The 15,568-nt window shown below is 54.5% G+C and carries 12 protein-coding genes; 7 read left to right on the forward strand and 5 right to left on the reverse strand.

All coding sequences use genetic code 11. From position 1 onward, the window contains the following. Window positions 1-25: 25 nt before the first annotated feature. Together ACQ0PY_RS05715 and ACQ0PY_RS05720 are read right to left on the reverse strand one after the other, a co-directional pair. On the reverse strand, window positions 26-1,567 hold the full coding sequence (locus ACQ0PY_RS05715; RefSeq protein ID WP_109739925.1) for an MASE1 domain-containing sensor histidine kinase: 1,542 nt from the start codon (window positions 1,565-1,567) through the stop codon (window positions 26-28). Beyond that, complete coding sequence (locus tag ACQ0PY_RS05720) at window positions 1,567-2,196, reverse strand: response regulator transcription factor (RefSeq protein ID WP_043001651.1); 630 nt, start codon at window positions 2,194-2,196, stop codon at window positions 1,567-1,569. The genes ACQ0PY_RS05715 and ACQ0PY_RS05720 overlap by 1 nt, the downstream gene beginning before the upstream one ends. A 999-nt stretch (window positions 2,197-3,195) precedes the next feature. Between ACQ0PY_RS05720 and tauA the strand changes: the two genes are divergently transcribed. Genes tauA through tauD form a run of 4 tightly spaced genes read left to right on the forward strand, consistent with a single transcriptional unit; the run spans window position 3,196 to window position 6,608 of the window. Then, window positions 3,196-4,158 (forward strand): taurine ABC transporter substrate-binding protein, encoded by a 963-nt coding sequence (tauA, locus tag ACQ0PY_RS05725; RefSeq protein ID WP_043001650.1) that lies wholly within the window; start codon window positions 3,196-3,198, stop codon window positions 4,156-4,158. An 11-nt stretch (window positions 4,159-4,169) separates the two neighbouring features. Beyond that, window positions 4,170-4,937, forward strand: a complete 768-nt coding sequence (tauB, locus tag ACQ0PY_RS05730) for a taurine ABC transporter ATP-binding subunit (RefSeq protein ID WP_109739927.1) — start codon at window positions 4,170-4,172, stop codon at window positions 4,935-4,937. Then, a complete protein-coding gene (gene tauC / locus ACQ0PY_RS05735; RefSeq protein WP_109739928.1) occupies window positions 4,934-5,764 on the forward strand; it encodes a taurine ABC transporter permease TauC in 831 nt (276 codons plus the stop codon). The genes tauB and tauC overlap by 4 nt, the downstream gene beginning before the upstream one ends. After that, window positions 5,757-6,608 carry a taurine dioxygenase gene (tauD, locus tag ACQ0PY_RS05740; protein ID WP_044328384.1) on the forward strand — a complete coding sequence of 284 codons (852 nt, stop codon included), beginning with the start codon at window positions 5,757-5,759 and terminating at the stop codon, window positions 6,606-6,608. The genes tauC and tauD overlap by 8 nt, the downstream gene beginning before the upstream one ends. Window positions 6,609-6,650: 42 nt before the next feature. Here tauD and olsF read toward each other — a convergent pair whose 3' ends face one another. Further along, window positions 6,651-8,372, reverse strand: a complete 1,722-nt coding sequence (gene olsF / locus ACQ0PY_RS05745; RefSeq protein ID WP_043001646.1) for a bifunctional ornithine lipid synthase OlsF — start codon at window positions 8,370-8,372, stop codon at window positions 6,651-6,653. A 120-nt stretch (window positions 8,373-8,492) separates the two neighbouring features. Continuing rightward, entirely contained in the window at window positions 8,493-9,467 is a 975-nt protein-coding gene (hemB, locus tag ACQ0PY_RS05750) for a porphobilinogen synthase (RefSeq protein WP_043001645.1), read from the reverse strand. 510 nt (window positions 9,468-9,977) lie between these two features. Between hemB and ehaB the strand changes: the two genes are divergently transcribed. Together ehaB and iprA are read left to right on the forward strand one after the other, a co-directional pair. Next, window positions 9,978-12,899 (forward strand): autotransporter adhesin EhaB, encoded by a 2,922-nt coding sequence (gene ehaB / locus ACQ0PY_RS05755; RefSeq protein ID WP_109740797.1) that lies wholly within the window; start codon window positions 9,978-9,980, stop codon window positions 12,897-12,899. A gap of 88 nt (window positions 12,900-12,987) precedes the next feature. Continuing rightward, the gene (gene iprA / locus ACQ0PY_RS05760; RefSeq protein ID WP_109739930.1) at window positions 12,988-13,611 is read left to right on the forward strand and encodes a hydrogen peroxide resistance inhibitor IprA; all 624 of its coding nucleotides are present in this window, start codon (window positions 12,988-12,990) and stop codon (window positions 13,609-13,611) included. Here iprA and ampH read toward each other — a convergent pair whose 3' ends face one another. Then, entirely contained in the window at window positions 13,612-14,769 is a 1,158-nt protein-coding gene (ampH, locus tag ACQ0PY_RS05765) for a D-alanyl-D-alanine-carboxypeptidase/endopeptidase AmpH (RefSeq protein WP_109739931.1), read from the reverse strand. A gap of 201 nt (window positions 14,770-14,970) precedes the next feature. On the opposite strand from ampH, the gene ACQ0PY_RS05770 reads away from it, so the two are divergent. Beyond that, window positions 14,971-15,504 (forward strand): isochorismatase family protein, encoded by a 534-nt coding sequence (locus ACQ0PY_RS05770; protein WP_109739932.1) that lies wholly within the window; start codon window positions 14,971-14,973, stop codon window positions 15,502-15,504. Window positions 15,505-15,568 lie beyond the last annotated feature (64 nt).

Here is a 15,568-nt window from a genome sequence, read left to right on the forward strand (position 1 = left end):
CGGAGTGACTAAGACTTTTTCCTGGTCAGAAGGCGATTTGTTGCAAATTTGTGGGCAAGTTAACACTTACCCGCGTACCGTGCCGCGATTCCAGCGCCAGTTCACCCCCGAGGGCGCTGACCCGCTCGCGCATTCCCTGAATGCCAAAACCGGCTATCTTGTCTGCACTGATCCCCACGCCGTTGTCGGACACGTCCAGATGCAGCATATCTCCCTGCTGACGCAGAACAATTCGTACTTCGCTGGCCCCGGCGTGTTTACAGATGTTGTTGAGCAACTCCTGTAACAGTCGATAGAGAGTGAAGCGCACCGTTTCATTCTCGGGCATGGTGGTAAGCTGATAGTCAAACTGGCAGTGAATGCCGCGTTCCGTAAAGGCAAACTCGTTGAGCAGGTGGAGCAGCGCCTCTTTGAACGACAGTTCGTCCAGCGCGGGTGGGCGAAGCTGGCGCAACAACTGGCGGGTGGAGTGATGGATTCGCCGGGCGAGATCGTTGATCTGGCTGGCGGCGGCCTGGGCTTGCGCCGGATCGTGCGCCCGTTTTACCAGTTGCGACTGGATCTGAATGGCGGTGATGTTTTGCCCAATCTCGTCATGCAGTTCGCGCGCCAGGCTCTTGCGCGTATCCTCTTCGGTATGCACCAGTTTTTCGGCCAGCGCGCGCCGCGCCGCCAGTTCAGCTTCCAGACGCCGGCGATAATGGTGCAGGTTTTGCGCCAGATGCTGCTGACGACTGATGGCGATCCCCAGACCAATACCGAGCAGTGACTGTGTCGCGAGAAAAATCTCCAGTTCAATCAGATTGCTGAAGCCCACGCCAATCTGGCGGGCGATGGTGATCATCATGCTGCCGAGTAGCCCCGAGAGCACGCCACCCTGCCAGCCGAATTTCCACGCCATCACCACGTTGGGCAGAAACACCACAATCAACAGCAGGCGTTCAATCTCTGGCGACAGCACCATCTGGGTGCCAATGCCAATGATAAAAAACAGGCTGCACCAGATGATGAGCGAGGTACGCAGCGGCGGGTTATTGGTGTCCAGACCCAGCAGGTGATAGCGATGCTGCTGGCGCAGAAACTCGAAGATCAGATAAACGAACGGCGTCAGTAGCACGCCACCGGTAAAGGACGCCAGCCCGAGCAGCATCGCCGGACTTTTGACAAACGGCGACAGCAGAGCGGCGTTGAGCAATGAGGCGGCTGTTACCGTGGACAGCAGCAGCGTCAGCCGCTGCCAGTAAAGAGGGAAACGGTACCAGAAAGTCTGTGCGAGGCTGGCGGGAATCATGCTGATAAGCGGTGTGGTCAGCAGAATATAACCATTGAGCAGTTGCTCGCTGTGCAGCCAGAACATCATCATCATCGGTGGCAGCACCAGCGCGAGCCAGTAGCGGCGTGAAAGCAGGATCAGCAGCGCCAGGTAGACGCCGTGCGGCAGGAACAGGGCCGCCTGCTGGCCGTTGTGGGTCAGATAAAAACCAAGCGTCCACAGCATCAGCCAACCGGTACCCCAGGCCAGCACAATAAACAGTGAAATGACGACGTGGCGGAGGTTGTGCGACATCAATGCCCCGCCAGTAACTGATGGTCGAGAGCGAAATGAACCAGCTCGATGGTGCTGTGACAGTTCAGCTTGCCCAGCACGTTGGCGCGATGGACATGGACCGTTTTATGGCTGAGATCGAGTTTGAAGGCAATCTCCTTAACGCTGTCGCCTTTGACCAGTAAATCAAACACTTCCCGTTCGCGTGGTGTCAGAACTTCCAGTACCGGTGATGGCGGTTCTCCACCACGCAACGCCCGCAGCGCATCCGCGCAGAGGTAATGTCCCCCGAGTCCAACGGAACGGACGGCCTGCACTAACTCTTCCGGCCCGCAGCGTTTGGTCAGATAACCGCTGGCTCCCGCATCCAGCGCGCTCTGCACGAAGGCTGGTGTGTCATAGATGCTAAGAATAATGGCGCGAAATTGCGGCCTCTGGGCCCGCAGGCGTTTCAGCAGGCTCAGACCGTTTTCGTCCGGCATGGCGATGTCCATCACCGCAACGTTAACGTCGTCCTGCAACAACGCAGGCCAGGCTTCCGCCGCGCTGCTATACTGGCCTGCGACGTCGAGGTCTTCTTCGAGACTGAGTAACTGCGCAAAGCCGGAACGCACCACCACATGGTCGTCCACCAGCACCACACGTATCATGATTTTGCTCTCTTGCCGGATAATGATCCTATGATGCCTGGCGCCGCTGCGCTGGCAATCAATCAGGTACAGTTATGTAATGAATGTAACAAAATGGCAATATTTGGGGGCGCTGGTGGTATGTGTTTTCATGTCATTTCATTAAAGGGGCCCGGGAAAGATTTCAGGCATTTCCATGTCACTTCATCAAAGGGTTCCGTTCGCTTTATGACTATTGCTTCTTTGGAACTTACTCACCCGCGAACGTGTTAAGGGCGTTCTCCGCCACGCCCTTAACAATCCCGGCTCCCGGCAAGGAAAATCGCCACTTCGTGGTCCATTCGCCTTATGTCGTCTGCCTTTCGGGTCGGGGTCGAGCCTGCATCCCTGCAGGCCGACCCCTCCGCCCGCTTCCCTGCGGGCGGACCCGGGCAGCCGTCAACAGCTCATCGATTTTCACGCCGGACCAATGGCACCGCTTCGATTCTCTGCTCTTCAGGTAAATTCATTTCGCTGTAAAAAAAGCAAACCGCAGAGATGGTCAGGTGTGGATGGGTCCGGCTGAAAATTGCCGACGTGTTTCCGGAGGGCCGGGAGAACCCGCAGGGATGCGGGTTCAGGGCGCGCGAAGCAGGGATGCTGAGTCGCGCCCGGCCCGGTAGCCTGGAGGAATAAGCGGAGGGTATCGCGAAGCGACAATTTTCCTGCCGGGAGCCAGGATTGTTAAGGAGGCGGCGATGAGCCTCCTTAACACGTTCGCGGGAAATTTACGTCCAGAGAATCACGGTTCGTAGGGCGAACGGAACCCTTTGATGAAGTGACATGACAACGTCTGTTCCACGGTTAGAAATACAAGGCGAACGGAACCGTTTGATACGGTGACATGAAAGTCATATCCCAACTAACCATTCCCACTTTTTTTCTAAAAACGCTTTGTTCTTAGCAAGAATTTTTAATTCCTTTATCAAATCCGGCCATAACGAAATACTGCCTCCATAACAAGACAGGGGAGCAGACACTATGGCCGTTTCATCGCGTAATACACTTCTTGCCGCACTGGCATTCATCACCTTTCAGGCGCAAGCGGTGAACGTCACCGTCGCGTATCAAACCTCCGCTGAACCGGCAAAAGTGGCCCAGGCGGATAACACCTTCGCCAAAGAAAGCGGGGCCACCGTCGACTGGCGTAAATTCGACAGCGGCGCGAGTATTGTGCGCGCCCTGGCCTCCGGCGACGTGCAAATCGGTAATCTCGGCTCCAGTCCGCTGGCGGTCGCCGCCAGTCAACAGGTGCCGATCGAGGTTTTCCTGCTGGCGTCAAAACTCGGTAACTCCGAAGCGCTGGTGGTGAAAAAAACGATTGGTAAACCCGAGGATCTGATCGGCAAACGCATCGCGGTGCCGTTTATCTCCACCACCCACTACAGCCTGTTGGCCGCGTTAAAACACTGGGGGATTAAACCCGGTCAGGTGGAGATTGTGAACCTGCAGCCGCCAGCGATTATCGCCGCCTGGCAGCGCGGAGATATTGATGGTGCCTACGTCTGGGCACCTGCCGTTAACGCGCTGGAAAAAGACGGCAAGGTGCTGACCGACTCGGAAAAAGTCGGTGAGTGGGGCGCACCGACGCTGGATGTGTGGGTCGTGCGCAAAGACTTTGCCGAGAAGCATCCGGAGGTAGTGAAAGCCTTCGCGAAAAGCGCCATCGACGCGCAGCAGTCCTATATCGCCAATCCCGACGAATGGCTGAAGCAACCGGAGAACATCAGCAAGCTGTCGCGTCTGAGCGGCGTTCCGGAAGCCGATGTGCCGGGACTGGTAAAAGGCAATACCTATCTCACTCCCCAGCAGCAGACGGCTGAGCTAACCGGACCGGTGAACAAAGCGATTATCGACACCGCGCAGTTTCTGAAAGAGCAGGGCAAGGTGCCTGCGGTGGCAAGCGATTACAGCCAGTACGTCACCGACCGCTTCGTGCAATAAAGGAGGCGCTGATGCTGCAACTTTCTCATCTGTACGCCGATTACGGTGGTAAACCGGCGCTGGAAGATATCAATCTGACGCTCGACAGCGGTGAACTGCTGGTGGTGCTGGGGCCTTCGGGATGTGGCAAAACAACGCTGCTGAACCTGATTGCCGGATTTGTACCGTATCAACACGGCAGCATTCAGCTGGCGGGAAAACGCGTTGACGGGCCGGGGGCAGAGCGCGGCGTGGTGTTTCAGCACGAAGGGCTGCTGCCGTGGCGCAACGTGCAGGATAACGTCGCGTTGGGTCTGCAACTGGCGGGCATCGGGAAAGCGCAGCGTGTCAGCATCGCTCAGGATATGTTGAAAAAAGTGGGGCTGGAAGGCGCGGGAAAACGCTTCATCTGGCAGCTTTCCGGCGGTCAGCGCCAGCGCGTTGGCATTGCCCGCGCGCTGGCGGCGAACCCACGGCTGTTGCTGCTGGATGAACCCTTTGGCGCGCTGGACGCCTTTACTCGTGAACAGATGCAAACCCTGCTGCTGAAACTCTGGCATGAGACCGGCAAGCAGGTGCTGCTGATAACGCATGATATTGAAGAAGCAGTGTTTATGGCGACCGAACTGGTGCTGTTGTCACCAGGACCTGGCCGGGTGCTGGAGCGTCTGCCGTTGACCTTTGCCCGGCGCTTTGTGGCAGGCGAAGCGAGCCGCAGCATTAAGTCCGATCCGCAGTTTATCGCGACCCGCGAATATGTCTTAAGCCGCGTCTTTGAACAACGGGAGGCCTTCTCATGAGTGTGGTGATCAACGACAAACCGCGCCAACGGCCACTGAGATGGCGCTGGCCGTTCTCGCGCCAGATTACGCTGAGCCTGGCGACGCTAACGCTGATTCTGGCGGTGTGGTGGACGGTTGCCGCGCTGCAGCTGATAAGCCCGTTGTTTTTGCCGCCGCCGGACCAGGTGATGCAAAAGCTTATCACCATCGCTGGTCCGCAAGGATTTATGGATGCCACGCTGTGGCAGCATCTGGCCGCGAGCCTGACCCGCATCGTGCTGGCGCTGCTGGCTGCGGTGGCGTTCGGTATTCCGGTCGGGATTGCGATGGGGCTCAGTCCGACGCTACGCGGCATTCTCGATCCGATCATCGAGCTTTATCGTCCGGTGCCGCCGCTGGCTTATCTGCCATTAATGGTTATCTGGTTCGGGATTGGCGAAACGTCCAAGATCCTGTTGATCTACTTGGCAATTTTTGCCCGGGTCGCCATGTCGGCGCTGGCGGGCGTGAAGAGCGCGCAGCAGGTACGGATCCGCGCCGCCCGATCGCTGGGCGCGAGCCGGGCGCAGGTACTGTGGCTGGTGATCCTGCCAGGCGCGCTGCCGGAGATCCTCACCGGATTACGCATCGGACTTGGCGTGGGCTGGTCGACGCTAGTGGCGGCGGAGCTGATTGCGGCAACGCGGGGGTTAGGGTTTATGGTGCAGTCGGCCGGTGAGTTTCTGGCGACCGACGTGGTACTGGCGGGGATCGCGGTGATTGCGATTATCGCCTTTATTTTAGAACTGGGTCTGCGTGCGCTTCAGCGCCGTCTGACGCCCTGGCATGGAGAATCCAATGAGTGAACGTCTGAGCATTACCCCGCTGGGGCCGTACATCGGCGCACAGATCGCCGGGGCGGATTTGACTCGCCCGCTGAGCGACAATCAGTTTGAGCAGCTTTATCACGCGGTACTGCGCCATCAGGTGGTGTTCCTGCGCGAACAGGCCATTACGCCACAACAGCAACGGGCGTTGGCCCAGCGCTTTGGCGATCTGCATATCCATCCGGTCTATCCGCATGCGGAGGGCGTCGAGGAGATTATCGTGCTGGATACCCACAATGATAATCCGCCGGATAATGACAACTGGCACACCGACGTGACGTTTATTGAGACACCGCCTGCCGGGGCGATTCTGGCGGCAAAAGCGTTGCCGTCAACCGGGGGCGACACGCTGTGGACCAGCGGCATTGCGGCGTATGAGGCGTTGTCGGAGCCGTTTCGTCAGTTGCTGAGCGGTTTGCGGGCGGAGCATGACTTCCGCAAGTCCTTCCAGGAATACAAATACCGCAAAACAGAGGAAGAGCATCAGCGCTGGCGTGAAGCGGTGGCAAAGCATCCGCCGCTGGTGCACCCGGTGGTAAGAACCCATCCGATCAGTGGTAAACAGGCGCTGTTTGTGAATGAAGGCTTCACTACGCGCATTGTTGACGTCACGGAGAAAGAGAGTGAGGCGCTGCTTGGCTTTCTGTTTGCGCATATTACGAAACCGGAATTCCAGGTGCGCTGGCGCTGGCAGCCGAATGATGTGGCGATTTGGGATAATCGTGTGACGCAGCATTATGCGAACGCCGATTACCTGCCGCAGCGGCGTATTATGCACCGGGCCACGATTTTAGGGGATAAACCGTTTTATCGAGCGCCGTAATTTCCGCCTCGGGCCGGTATGTCATTGTCGGCCCGGTACGCGTCACGTCACCGGGCAATGGCGTGATAAATGTGCCTCAATATAGCGCTGATAACGGTTGGCCTTCAGACGGGTCAAATCCACCAATACCAGGCCATCGACACAGTGGTTAAAATCCGGATCGCTGCCGAAATCGATGAACTGTACGCCGCCGGGTTCGCAGAGCTCTGAGTATTGCTTATAGAGTGGGGGAATACCGCAGCCCAGATTTCCCAGCAGCGACTTCAGCCGCGTCAGATCGTCGGCGTAGTCGCTACCGGTAAACTGCGCCAGCACATCCGGTAGCGAAGCGGGATACGGCTGGCGTGAGACGGCCAGCGGATGCGTGGGCGGGAACCACAGACGATAGAAGGCAACCAGCAGATCGCGCGCATCCGGCGGTAATCCTCCGGAGATAGACACGGGTCCGAACAGGTAACGATACTGCGGGTAACGTGCCAGGTATGCGCCGATTCCTGACCAGAGATAATCCAGCCCGCGACGTCCCCAGTAGCGCGGCTGAATAAAGCTACGTCCCAGTTCGATACCGTGTTTCATGATGTCCGCCATCTGCTCATCGTAATCAAACAGACTGTGACTGTAGAGTCCATCCAGCCCCTGCTTTTCCAGTTGTTGTGCGCAGGGGATAAACCGGTAAGCGCCGACGATCTCAAGATCCTCCTCGTCCCATAAGATCAGATGCAGATAGTCATCATCGTAGCGATCGATATCTCTGCGCTTGCCGCTCCCTTCACCCACAGCGCGAAAGGCGATTTCACGCAGTCGTCCCAGCTCGCGCAGGACCGTCGCTTCCTCTTGCCCGTTGCGCTGCCAGAGATAAATGTGCTTACCGTCGGCGGTTATTCCCAGACATTCCGCCTGTGCCAGCTCGCGTTTCAGTCGCGCTCTGTTTTCCGGCGGGGCGATTGTCGATTCGGTACGAAAGAGACCTGGTCGGCCTTTGCCCAGCGCAATCACGTGCTCCCGGCACTTTTCCGCCTGCTCGCGCACGCTGCTTTTGCTGGTAGACCATTGCGTCCAGGCAATTTGTTGGCCTATACGTACGGGTAGCGTGCTGCCACGGCGGCGAAACATTTGCTGCATTAACAGCAGCAGCGTGGCGCGGGAAGAAACCAGTCCGCTGGCATAGAACAGCGGACTGTTATAGGCCTGAATATGTACCGGCAGTAGCGGCGTCCGGTACTTTTCTGCCATGCGGATAAACCCGGAGTGCCAGCGGCGTTCAGCGATTCCCTTTAGCGTCAGACGCGAAACTTCCCCTGCCGGGAAGAAAACCAGCGCGCCGCCGGTCTGCAGATGGCTATCCATTTGCTGTAACGACGATTTGGGCGTGCGTCCCTGAATATTATCGACCGGGATAAACAACGAACTCAGAGGTTCCAGATGGGAGAGCAGCCGGTTAGTCACCACTTTGATGTCGCGCCGTACGCGGGAGAGGGCATAGATGAGCGCCAGTCCATCCAGCGCCCCGGTAGGGTGGTTGGCAATAATGATCAGAGGGCCATTTTCGGGGATGTTTTCAATGTGGTGCTCGGGGATTTCACAACGTATTTGGAGATGTTCCAGGACTTGTTCCACCATATCCACGCCTTTCAGATGGCAATGGCGGGCGGCAAACAGCTGGAATTCTTTTTCATACAATACGCGTTGTAACACCTTTTTCTGCCAGGGCGTGGTTCTCGCCTCGGGCCAAAGGTCGCTGAGTACGTTATCGAGACTGAACATCACAACACCTCCTTCTTCCTGTGCTGACAGTAGAAGCGGTAAGTGTCGCTGGTATGACGTTTGGGTGACGTTTTGGGGAAAGGCCGGATGGCGAGGCCACCCGGCATGTTCAGGGAAAACTTAACGCAGGATTTTTTTCTCTGCCAGATCCAGTGCGAAGTAGCTGAAGATCAGATCCGCGCCTGCGCGTTTGATAGCGCCTAAGCTTTCCAGTACCACTTTTTCTTCATCAATGGCGCCTGCCATAGCGGCAAATTTGATCATCGCGTATTCGCCGCTGACCTGATACGCGCCGAGCGGCAGCTCTGTGCGCTCACGAATGTCACGCAGTACGTCAAGATAGGCCCCCGCCGGTTTCACCATCAGGCAGTCCGCGCCCTGTGCTTCATCAAGCAACGATTCGCGAATCGCTTCACGGCGGTTCATCGGGTTCATCTGGTAAGTTTTGCGATCGCCTTTCAACGCCGTGCCCGCCGCTTCGCGGAACGGACCATAGAACGACGAGGCAAATTTGGTGGAGTAGGACATGATGGCGGTGTCGGTAAAGCCTGCGGCATCCAGCGCCTGGCGAATCGCCTGCACCTGACCATCCATCGCCGCGGAAGGGGCGATGAAATCTGCGCCTGCGGCGGCCGCGACAACCGCCTGTTTACCCAGGTTTGCCAGCGTGGCGTCGTTATCGACGCCGTGTTCACACAGCACGCCGCAGTGACCGTGGGAGGTATATTCGCAGAAGCAGGTGTCTGACATCACGATCATTTCTGGTACGGTCTGCTTGCAGATACGCGACATCCGCGCCACCAGACCGTCTTCCTTCCAGGCATCGCTACCGGTGTCATCGGTATGGTGTGAGATGCCAAAGGTCATGACGGAACGAATACCGGCGTTGGCAATACGCTCAATCTCGCGCGCCAGGTGTTTTTCCGGGATGCGCATGACGCCGGGCATGGCCTCAATCGCTTTGTAGTCGTCGAGTTCTTCTTCAACAAAGATCGGCAACACCAGATCGTTCAAGCTGAGTGTTGTCTCTTCAAACATGGCACGTAGCGCTGCAGATTTGCGCAGACGGCGAGGGCGATGGATTAAGTCTGTCATGGGATGCCTGATGCTTGTGAAAGTGAAGGCCATAGTATACCTGAAGCCGCGGGCGAGTGTTTTACGAAAATGGGCCTTATTGTTTTGTTTTATTAATAAATAAAAGAAATCGCATGGCAATTTTTTAATATGAATAGCTAAAAATTCATATTTGAAAGTGTGATTGTTATTCGTTTGGTTATTTTAAATATCTATTTATTTGAGTTTTTATTTATTTAGGTTGGCTGGTTTTTTATTTGTTCGTTATTATCAATGCTCGCTGCATTAAGTATTGATTTATTATATATATCCTTGTCTTTTTCCTTTTTATTGCATTGATTTATAAGTAATTTTTTATTTTTCAACTGAGTGTTTTCCTGGTTTTTGTTATTGTCCGTTTTCGGACTGCGGATAAAGAATAATTGAACCTTTCATTGTGGACACCGCATAATCCTCTTCGCGAAACATAATGTTTTCTATGCATTGATATTGATGGATCAACACTATTACGTCCCTGAGGAGGGATGACAAATGCACTCCTGGAAAAAGAAACTTGTAGTCTCACAATTAGCATTAGCCTGCACTTTGGCAATCACTTCTCAGGCGAATGCTTCAACTGATATTTCTGGCAAGACGTACACCACCTTTGAACACCTTAACGACGCGACTTATGCGGATGGTGTGTACTACGATGGCTATGTCGGCTGGAATAACTACGGCACCGATAGCGTGTATAACGGAGACATCTATCCGGTCATCAATAACGCGACCGTTAACGGTGTGATTTCAACGTACTATCTGGATGATGGTCTGACGACCAACACCAACAGTAACAGCCTGACGATTAAAAACAGTACTGTTCACGGAATGATTACCTCACAGTGCATGACGGAGGATTGTGCCGGACGTGATGCGACCGGCTATGTTTATGATCGTCTGGCGCTGACCGTTGATAACTCAACTATCGACGACAACTACGAACATTATACTTACAACGGCACCCATACCGACGGCACTGCAGATACGCATGTTGTTGATGTCTACAACCTGGGCACCGCGATCACCCTGGATCAGGAAGTTGACCTGGCTATCAGCAACAACTCCCATGTTGCCGGTATTACCCTGACTCAGGGTTATGAATGGCAGGATGTTGACGATAATACCGTCAGCACTGGCGTAAACAGCAATGAAGTGTTCAATAACACCATTACGGTGAAGGACTCTACCGTGACCTCAGGCTCATTGTCTGACGAAGGCACCACGGGTTGGTTCGGCAATAACGGTAACGCCAGCGATTACAGCGGTACAAACACCGCAGATGATATTGCATTAGCTGTGATTGCAAATCCGGCGGCAGACAATGCGATGCAGACCACCGCAACTTTCAGTAATTCTACGCTGATGGGCGATGTGGTTTTCTCCAGCAACTTTGACGAAAACTTCTTCCCGAACGGCGCTGATAGCTATCGTGATACCGATGCAAATGTGGATACCAACGGCTGGGATGGCACCGATCGTCTGGATCTGACATTAGATAACGGTAGTAAATGGGTGGGTGCGGCGATGTCCGTCCACCAGGTCGATACCGATGGCGACGGTGTGTATGACAGCGTTGCTGCGGGTACGGACGCGACTGCTACGCTGATTGATATCGCGTCTAACAGCCTGTGGCCGTCCTCAACGTATGGCATTGATAACGGCGACACCGCCTATGACGAAAATGGTCATGTTGTGGGGAAAGAGGTTTATCAAAGCGGTCTGTTCAACGTCACGCTGAAGAATGGTTCACAGTGGGATACCACCAAAACCTCTCTGATTGATACGCTGAGCATCAACAGCGGTTCTGTGGTGAACGTCGGCGATTCATCGCTGGTTTCTGACACCATTGGCCTGACCGGTGGCGCAGCGCTGAACATTAACGAAGATGGTCATGTCGCGACAGATACCCTGACGGTTGACAACAGTACCGTGACTATTGCTGATGATGTGGCTTCAGGCTGGAGCGTGGGTGATGCTGCGCTGTATGCCAACACCATTAAGGTCACAAACGACGGTGTTCTGGATGTCGGTAACAGCGCGGACTATGCGCTGCAGACGGATACCCTGAATCTGACCAGCACCACCGATGCGGGTGGCAATGTGCATGCCGGTGTATTTGACCTTCACAGCAACAACTACGTTCTGAACGCTGATCTGGTCAACGATCGCACTGCAGACACCAGCAAGTCAAACTATGGTTACGGTGTTATCGGCATGAATTCCGATGGCCACCTGACGATTAATGGTAACGGTGATGCTTACACCGCTGATCTGTCTGAAGTGGATAACGCGGGCGACGGCATTGCGGCGGCAACCGGTAACTACAAAGTGCGTATCGATAACGCCACGGGTGCAGGCTCCATTGCCGATTACAAAGGCAAAGAGCTGATCTACGTTAACGATAAGAACAGCACCGCGACTTTCTCTGCGGCCAATAAAGCAGACCTGGGGGCGTACACGTACCAGGCTCAGCAGCAGGGTAATACGGTTGTTATGCAACAGATGGAGCTGACTGACTATGCCAATATGGCGCTGAGCATCCCGTCTGCGAACACCAATACCTGGAACCTGGAGCAGGATACCGTTGGAACACGTCTGACCAACTCTCGCCACGGTCTGGCGGATAACGGCGGCGCATGGGTAAGCTACTTCGGCGGCGGTTTCAGCGGCGACAATGGCACCATCAATTACGACCAGGATGTCAACGGCATCATGGTGGGTGTGGATACCAAAGTTGATGGTAACAACGCTAAATGGATTGTTGGTGCGGCAGCCGGTTTCGCTAAAGGCGACATGAGCGACCATACCGGCCAGGTAGATCAGGATAGTCAGTCTGCTTACCTGTACTCCTCTGCCCGATTTGCCAATGACGTCTTTGTGGATGGCAACCTGAGCTACTCTCACTTCAACAACGATCTGTCTGCCAATATGAGTGACGGTCAGTATGTCGATGGCAACACGTCAACAGATGCCTGGGGCTTCGGTTTGAAAGTGGGCTACGACTGGAAAGTGGGTGACGCGGGTTATGTTACGCCGTATGGCAGCGTGTCAGGTCTGTTCCAGTCTGGTGACGACTATCGTTTGAGCAACGACATGCATCTTGATGGTCAGTCTTACGACAGCATGCGTTATGAACTGGGTGTAGATACGGGCTATACCTTCACCTATAGCCAGGATCAGGCTCTGACGCCTTACTTCAAACTGGCGTACGTGTATGACGATCAGGGCAACCATGCGGATGTCAACGGCGATTCAATCGACAATGGCACCAAAGGTTCAGCGGTTCGCGTTGGGCTGGGTACGCAGTTCAGCTTTACCAAGAACTTCAGCGCGTATACCGATGCGAACTACCTTGGCGGCGGCGATGTTGATCAGGACTGGTCGGCTAACGCAGGCGTTAAATATACTTGGTAATCATTCCCTTACGGAAATGGATATCGCGTCGTTAATCTAAAAAATGCCCGTCAAGAATTTGGCGGGCATTACTGCAAGGAACGCGCAGATGTTATCTCTGAATAAACCGTTAAAAGAATTTGCTCAGCTTGATAAGTCGTTGTCAAAATTTGGGACACGTTTTGAATATGTCCATGCAAAACATCTTCTTTATTCCACTGAAAAGAATCCCGACACGACGGTAGTGATTCTGGAAGGGATCATCTCATTAAGACGTAATGAACATATTCTTGTGGGTATCGCCCAGGCCCCTTTCATTATGGGATTGAGCAATGGGGTGATGAAAAATGATGCTCATTATGATCTCATCAGCGAGGGAGTATGTTCAGGCTATCACCTGCCGTCGTCACAAGCTATTGAGATTATTGAAGAATATCAGCTATGGCGTGAGGCGTTTTACTGGCTAACCTGGCAGAACCGTATCCTGCAGCAGCGCGATCGCCAGTTAATTGGTAATAATTCCTACGAACAGATCCGAACCACCCTTTTCTCGATGATTGAGTGGGATGAAGGTTTACGCTCAAAAATTGGGGTGATGAGTTATATTCATCAGCGCACGCAAATTTCGCGTTCCGTGGTAGCAGAGGTCCTTGCGGCGTTACGAAAAGGCGGCTACATCGAAATGAATAAAGGCAAACTGGTGGGAATAAACCGTTTGCCTTCTGATTATTAATTAAGACGCAGGAACCTCGTGCGGTGTATTTTCGCTCAGTTCAACCACCAGTTCGTTAATACCGTCGCTCATGCTTGTGAAGCGGGTGAGCGGAGAGCGAGTGACAACGACAAACGCACCCACATTTTTTTGCGGAATCATTGCCATATAGGTAATGAACCCTCCGCCACCGCCGGTCTTTTGAATAATGCCCGGGCGTCCATTCTTCGGCGCCATATAGACCCATCCTAAGCCCAACGCATCGGCCTTGCCGGGGACATCCATACCGGTTACCCGCGTTAACTGCGCGCGCTGATAAATCAGCGTTTGCATTCTGTCGGCCTGATTACTGCGCTGGTAAAAATCAGAGGAAAGATACTGCTGCATCCAGCGCATCATATCCCCCGGCGTTGAATAAACCCCGCCGCTGCCGATGGCTGCCAGCGTGTTATTACACGGACTGGCCCCTTTCTCCGCGACCATCAGACGTTTGCACTGATCGGGAGAGGGAGTATAGGTCGTGTCTTTCATGCCCAGCGGGCGGGTGATTTTCTCTTCAAAAAGCTGGGTATAGGGTTTGCCGGAGGCGTTTGCCAGCGCATCCGCCAGCAGGTCGAACGCCAGATTGGAATAGGCCGCCTGTGAACCCGGAGCGGCTTTTAACGTCGCCGTGGAGAGATAGCTCCAGCGCTGTTCACGCGTCGGCCAGACAAATACCGGGCGCTTTGCCGCGCCGCCGGGTTGTTCACGGGGCAGTGCGCTGGTGTGCGTCGCCAGGTTGACCAGCGTGATCGGTTTTCCCTCATACGACGGTACGCGCGCGCCGACGGGGGCATATTTGCTCAGCGGATCGTTCAGTTTTACGGTGCCCTGATCGAGCAGTTTGACCAGCATTTCACTGGTCATCAGTTTGGTGAGTGACGCAATGCGAATCACCGAATCCAGCTGCGGACGAACGTTATTGCCCGGACGGGTTTCACCGAAGCTGCGAAAAACACGCTGGTTTCCGTCGATCACGACGAGTGCCATCCCCGTCGCGCCGCTGCCATAAAAAATATGTTCGGCGTAACGTTCGACAATATCAGACGCAAAAACCGGTTCGGCAACTGGCTGAGCCGCCTGGACTGAGGTCAATGACGCCGCACACAGCGCGGCAGAAAAAAGCAGACTACGTTTCAACGGTGGTGTCCATGAATGAGAGTAAAAAACTAAGCGTATTTATACTACTGTACCGCCTGTTGCAAAGCGCTAATTAGCGCAAGGATAGTGAGAAAAACGTAACGACGCGTAAACGTAGCGTTTTTGCCGCGAAAGAAAGTCCGCTTTTGTGATCCGGGGCGTGCAATAATCTTTCATTACCACTCTTGGATGGGGCTGACGATGCCTGAAAAACGGGTTGTGATGGTTGTTGATATGCAAATCGGCGTGTTTGCCACGCCGCGTATTAATCGGGATGCGTGTGTGGAACGTATCAATCAATTGACGCGGGCAGCCGATCTCACGATTTTTATTCAACACACCGAGGCGGGTGGCCTGGAGGAGGGGAGCGCGGGGTTTGCGCTGCTGCCTGAACTGGAGACACCCGTGAACGCCAAATATGTCACGAAAACCGCCTGCGATGCTTTTTACAAAACGGCGCTCGAACAGTTGCTCCGCGAGCAGGTGATTTCACACGTTGTCATCTGCGGCTGTGCGACGGACTATTGTGTCGATACCACCATCAGAAACGGTGCCAGCCGGGGTTATCGCATTACGGTTGCGGAAGATGCCCACACCACCGCACATCGCGCGGCTGCACCTGCCCAGACGCTGATTGCGCACCATAATGATGTCTGGCGCAATCTGATCGTGCCGGGCAATCCGGTACGTGTGAAACCCGTCGAAACAATTCTTCAGGACTGGAAAACGAACTAAGCGTCGCCATGTTGGTCACAATGGGCGGTTTCGCCTGTTGTGATCGTTTATTTTTAGTCCGCGC

The organism is Citrobacter sp. LST-B2, assembly GCF_057983045.1.

What these genes read in the sequence shown, in the direction of transcription:
- iprA (WP_109739930.1), top strand. Translation starts at nt 12,988, where the DNA reads ATGTTATCTCTGAATAAACCGTTAAAAGAATTTGCTCAGCTTGATAAG.
- hemB (WP_043001645.1), bottom strand. Translation starts at nt 9,467, where the DNA reads ATGACAGACTTAATCCATCGCCCTCGCCGTCTGCGCAAATCTGCAGCG.
- tauA (WP_043001650.1), top strand. Translation starts at nt 3,196, where the DNA reads ATGGCCGTTTCATCGCGTAATACACTTCTTGCCGCACTGGCATTCATC.
- tauC (WP_109739928.1), top strand. Translation starts at nt 4,934, where the DNA reads ATGAGTGTGGTGATCAACGACAAACCGCGCCAACGGCCACTGAGATGG.
- ACQ0PY_RS05715 (WP_109739925.1), bottom strand. Translation starts at nt 1,567, where the DNA reads ATGTCGCACAACCTCCGCCACGTCGTCATTTCACTGTTTATTGTGCTG.
- tauB (WP_109739927.1), top strand. Translation starts at nt 4,170, where the DNA reads ATGCTGCAACTTTCTCATCTGTACGCCGATTACGGTGGTAAACCGGCG.
- tauD (WP_044328384.1), top strand. Translation starts at nt 5,757, where the DNA reads ATGAGTGAACGTCTGAGCATTACCCCGCTGGGGCCGTACATCGGCGCA.
- ehaB (WP_109740797.1), top strand. Translation starts at nt 9,978, where the DNA reads ATGCACTCCTGGAAAAAGAAACTTGTAGTCTCACAATTAGCATTAGCC.
- ACQ0PY_RS05770 (WP_109739932.1), top strand. Translation starts at nt 14,971, where the DNA reads ATGCCTGAAAAACGGGTTGTGATGGTTGTTGATATGCAAATCGGCGTG.
- olsF (WP_043001646.1), bottom strand. Translation starts at nt 8,372, where the DNA reads ATGTTCAGTCTCGATAACGTACTCAGCGACCTTTGGCCCGAGGCGAGA.
- ACQ0PY_RS05720 (WP_043001651.1), bottom strand. Translation starts at nt 2,196, where the DNA reads ATGATACGTGTGGTGCTGGTGGACGACCATGTGGTGGTGCGTTCCGGC.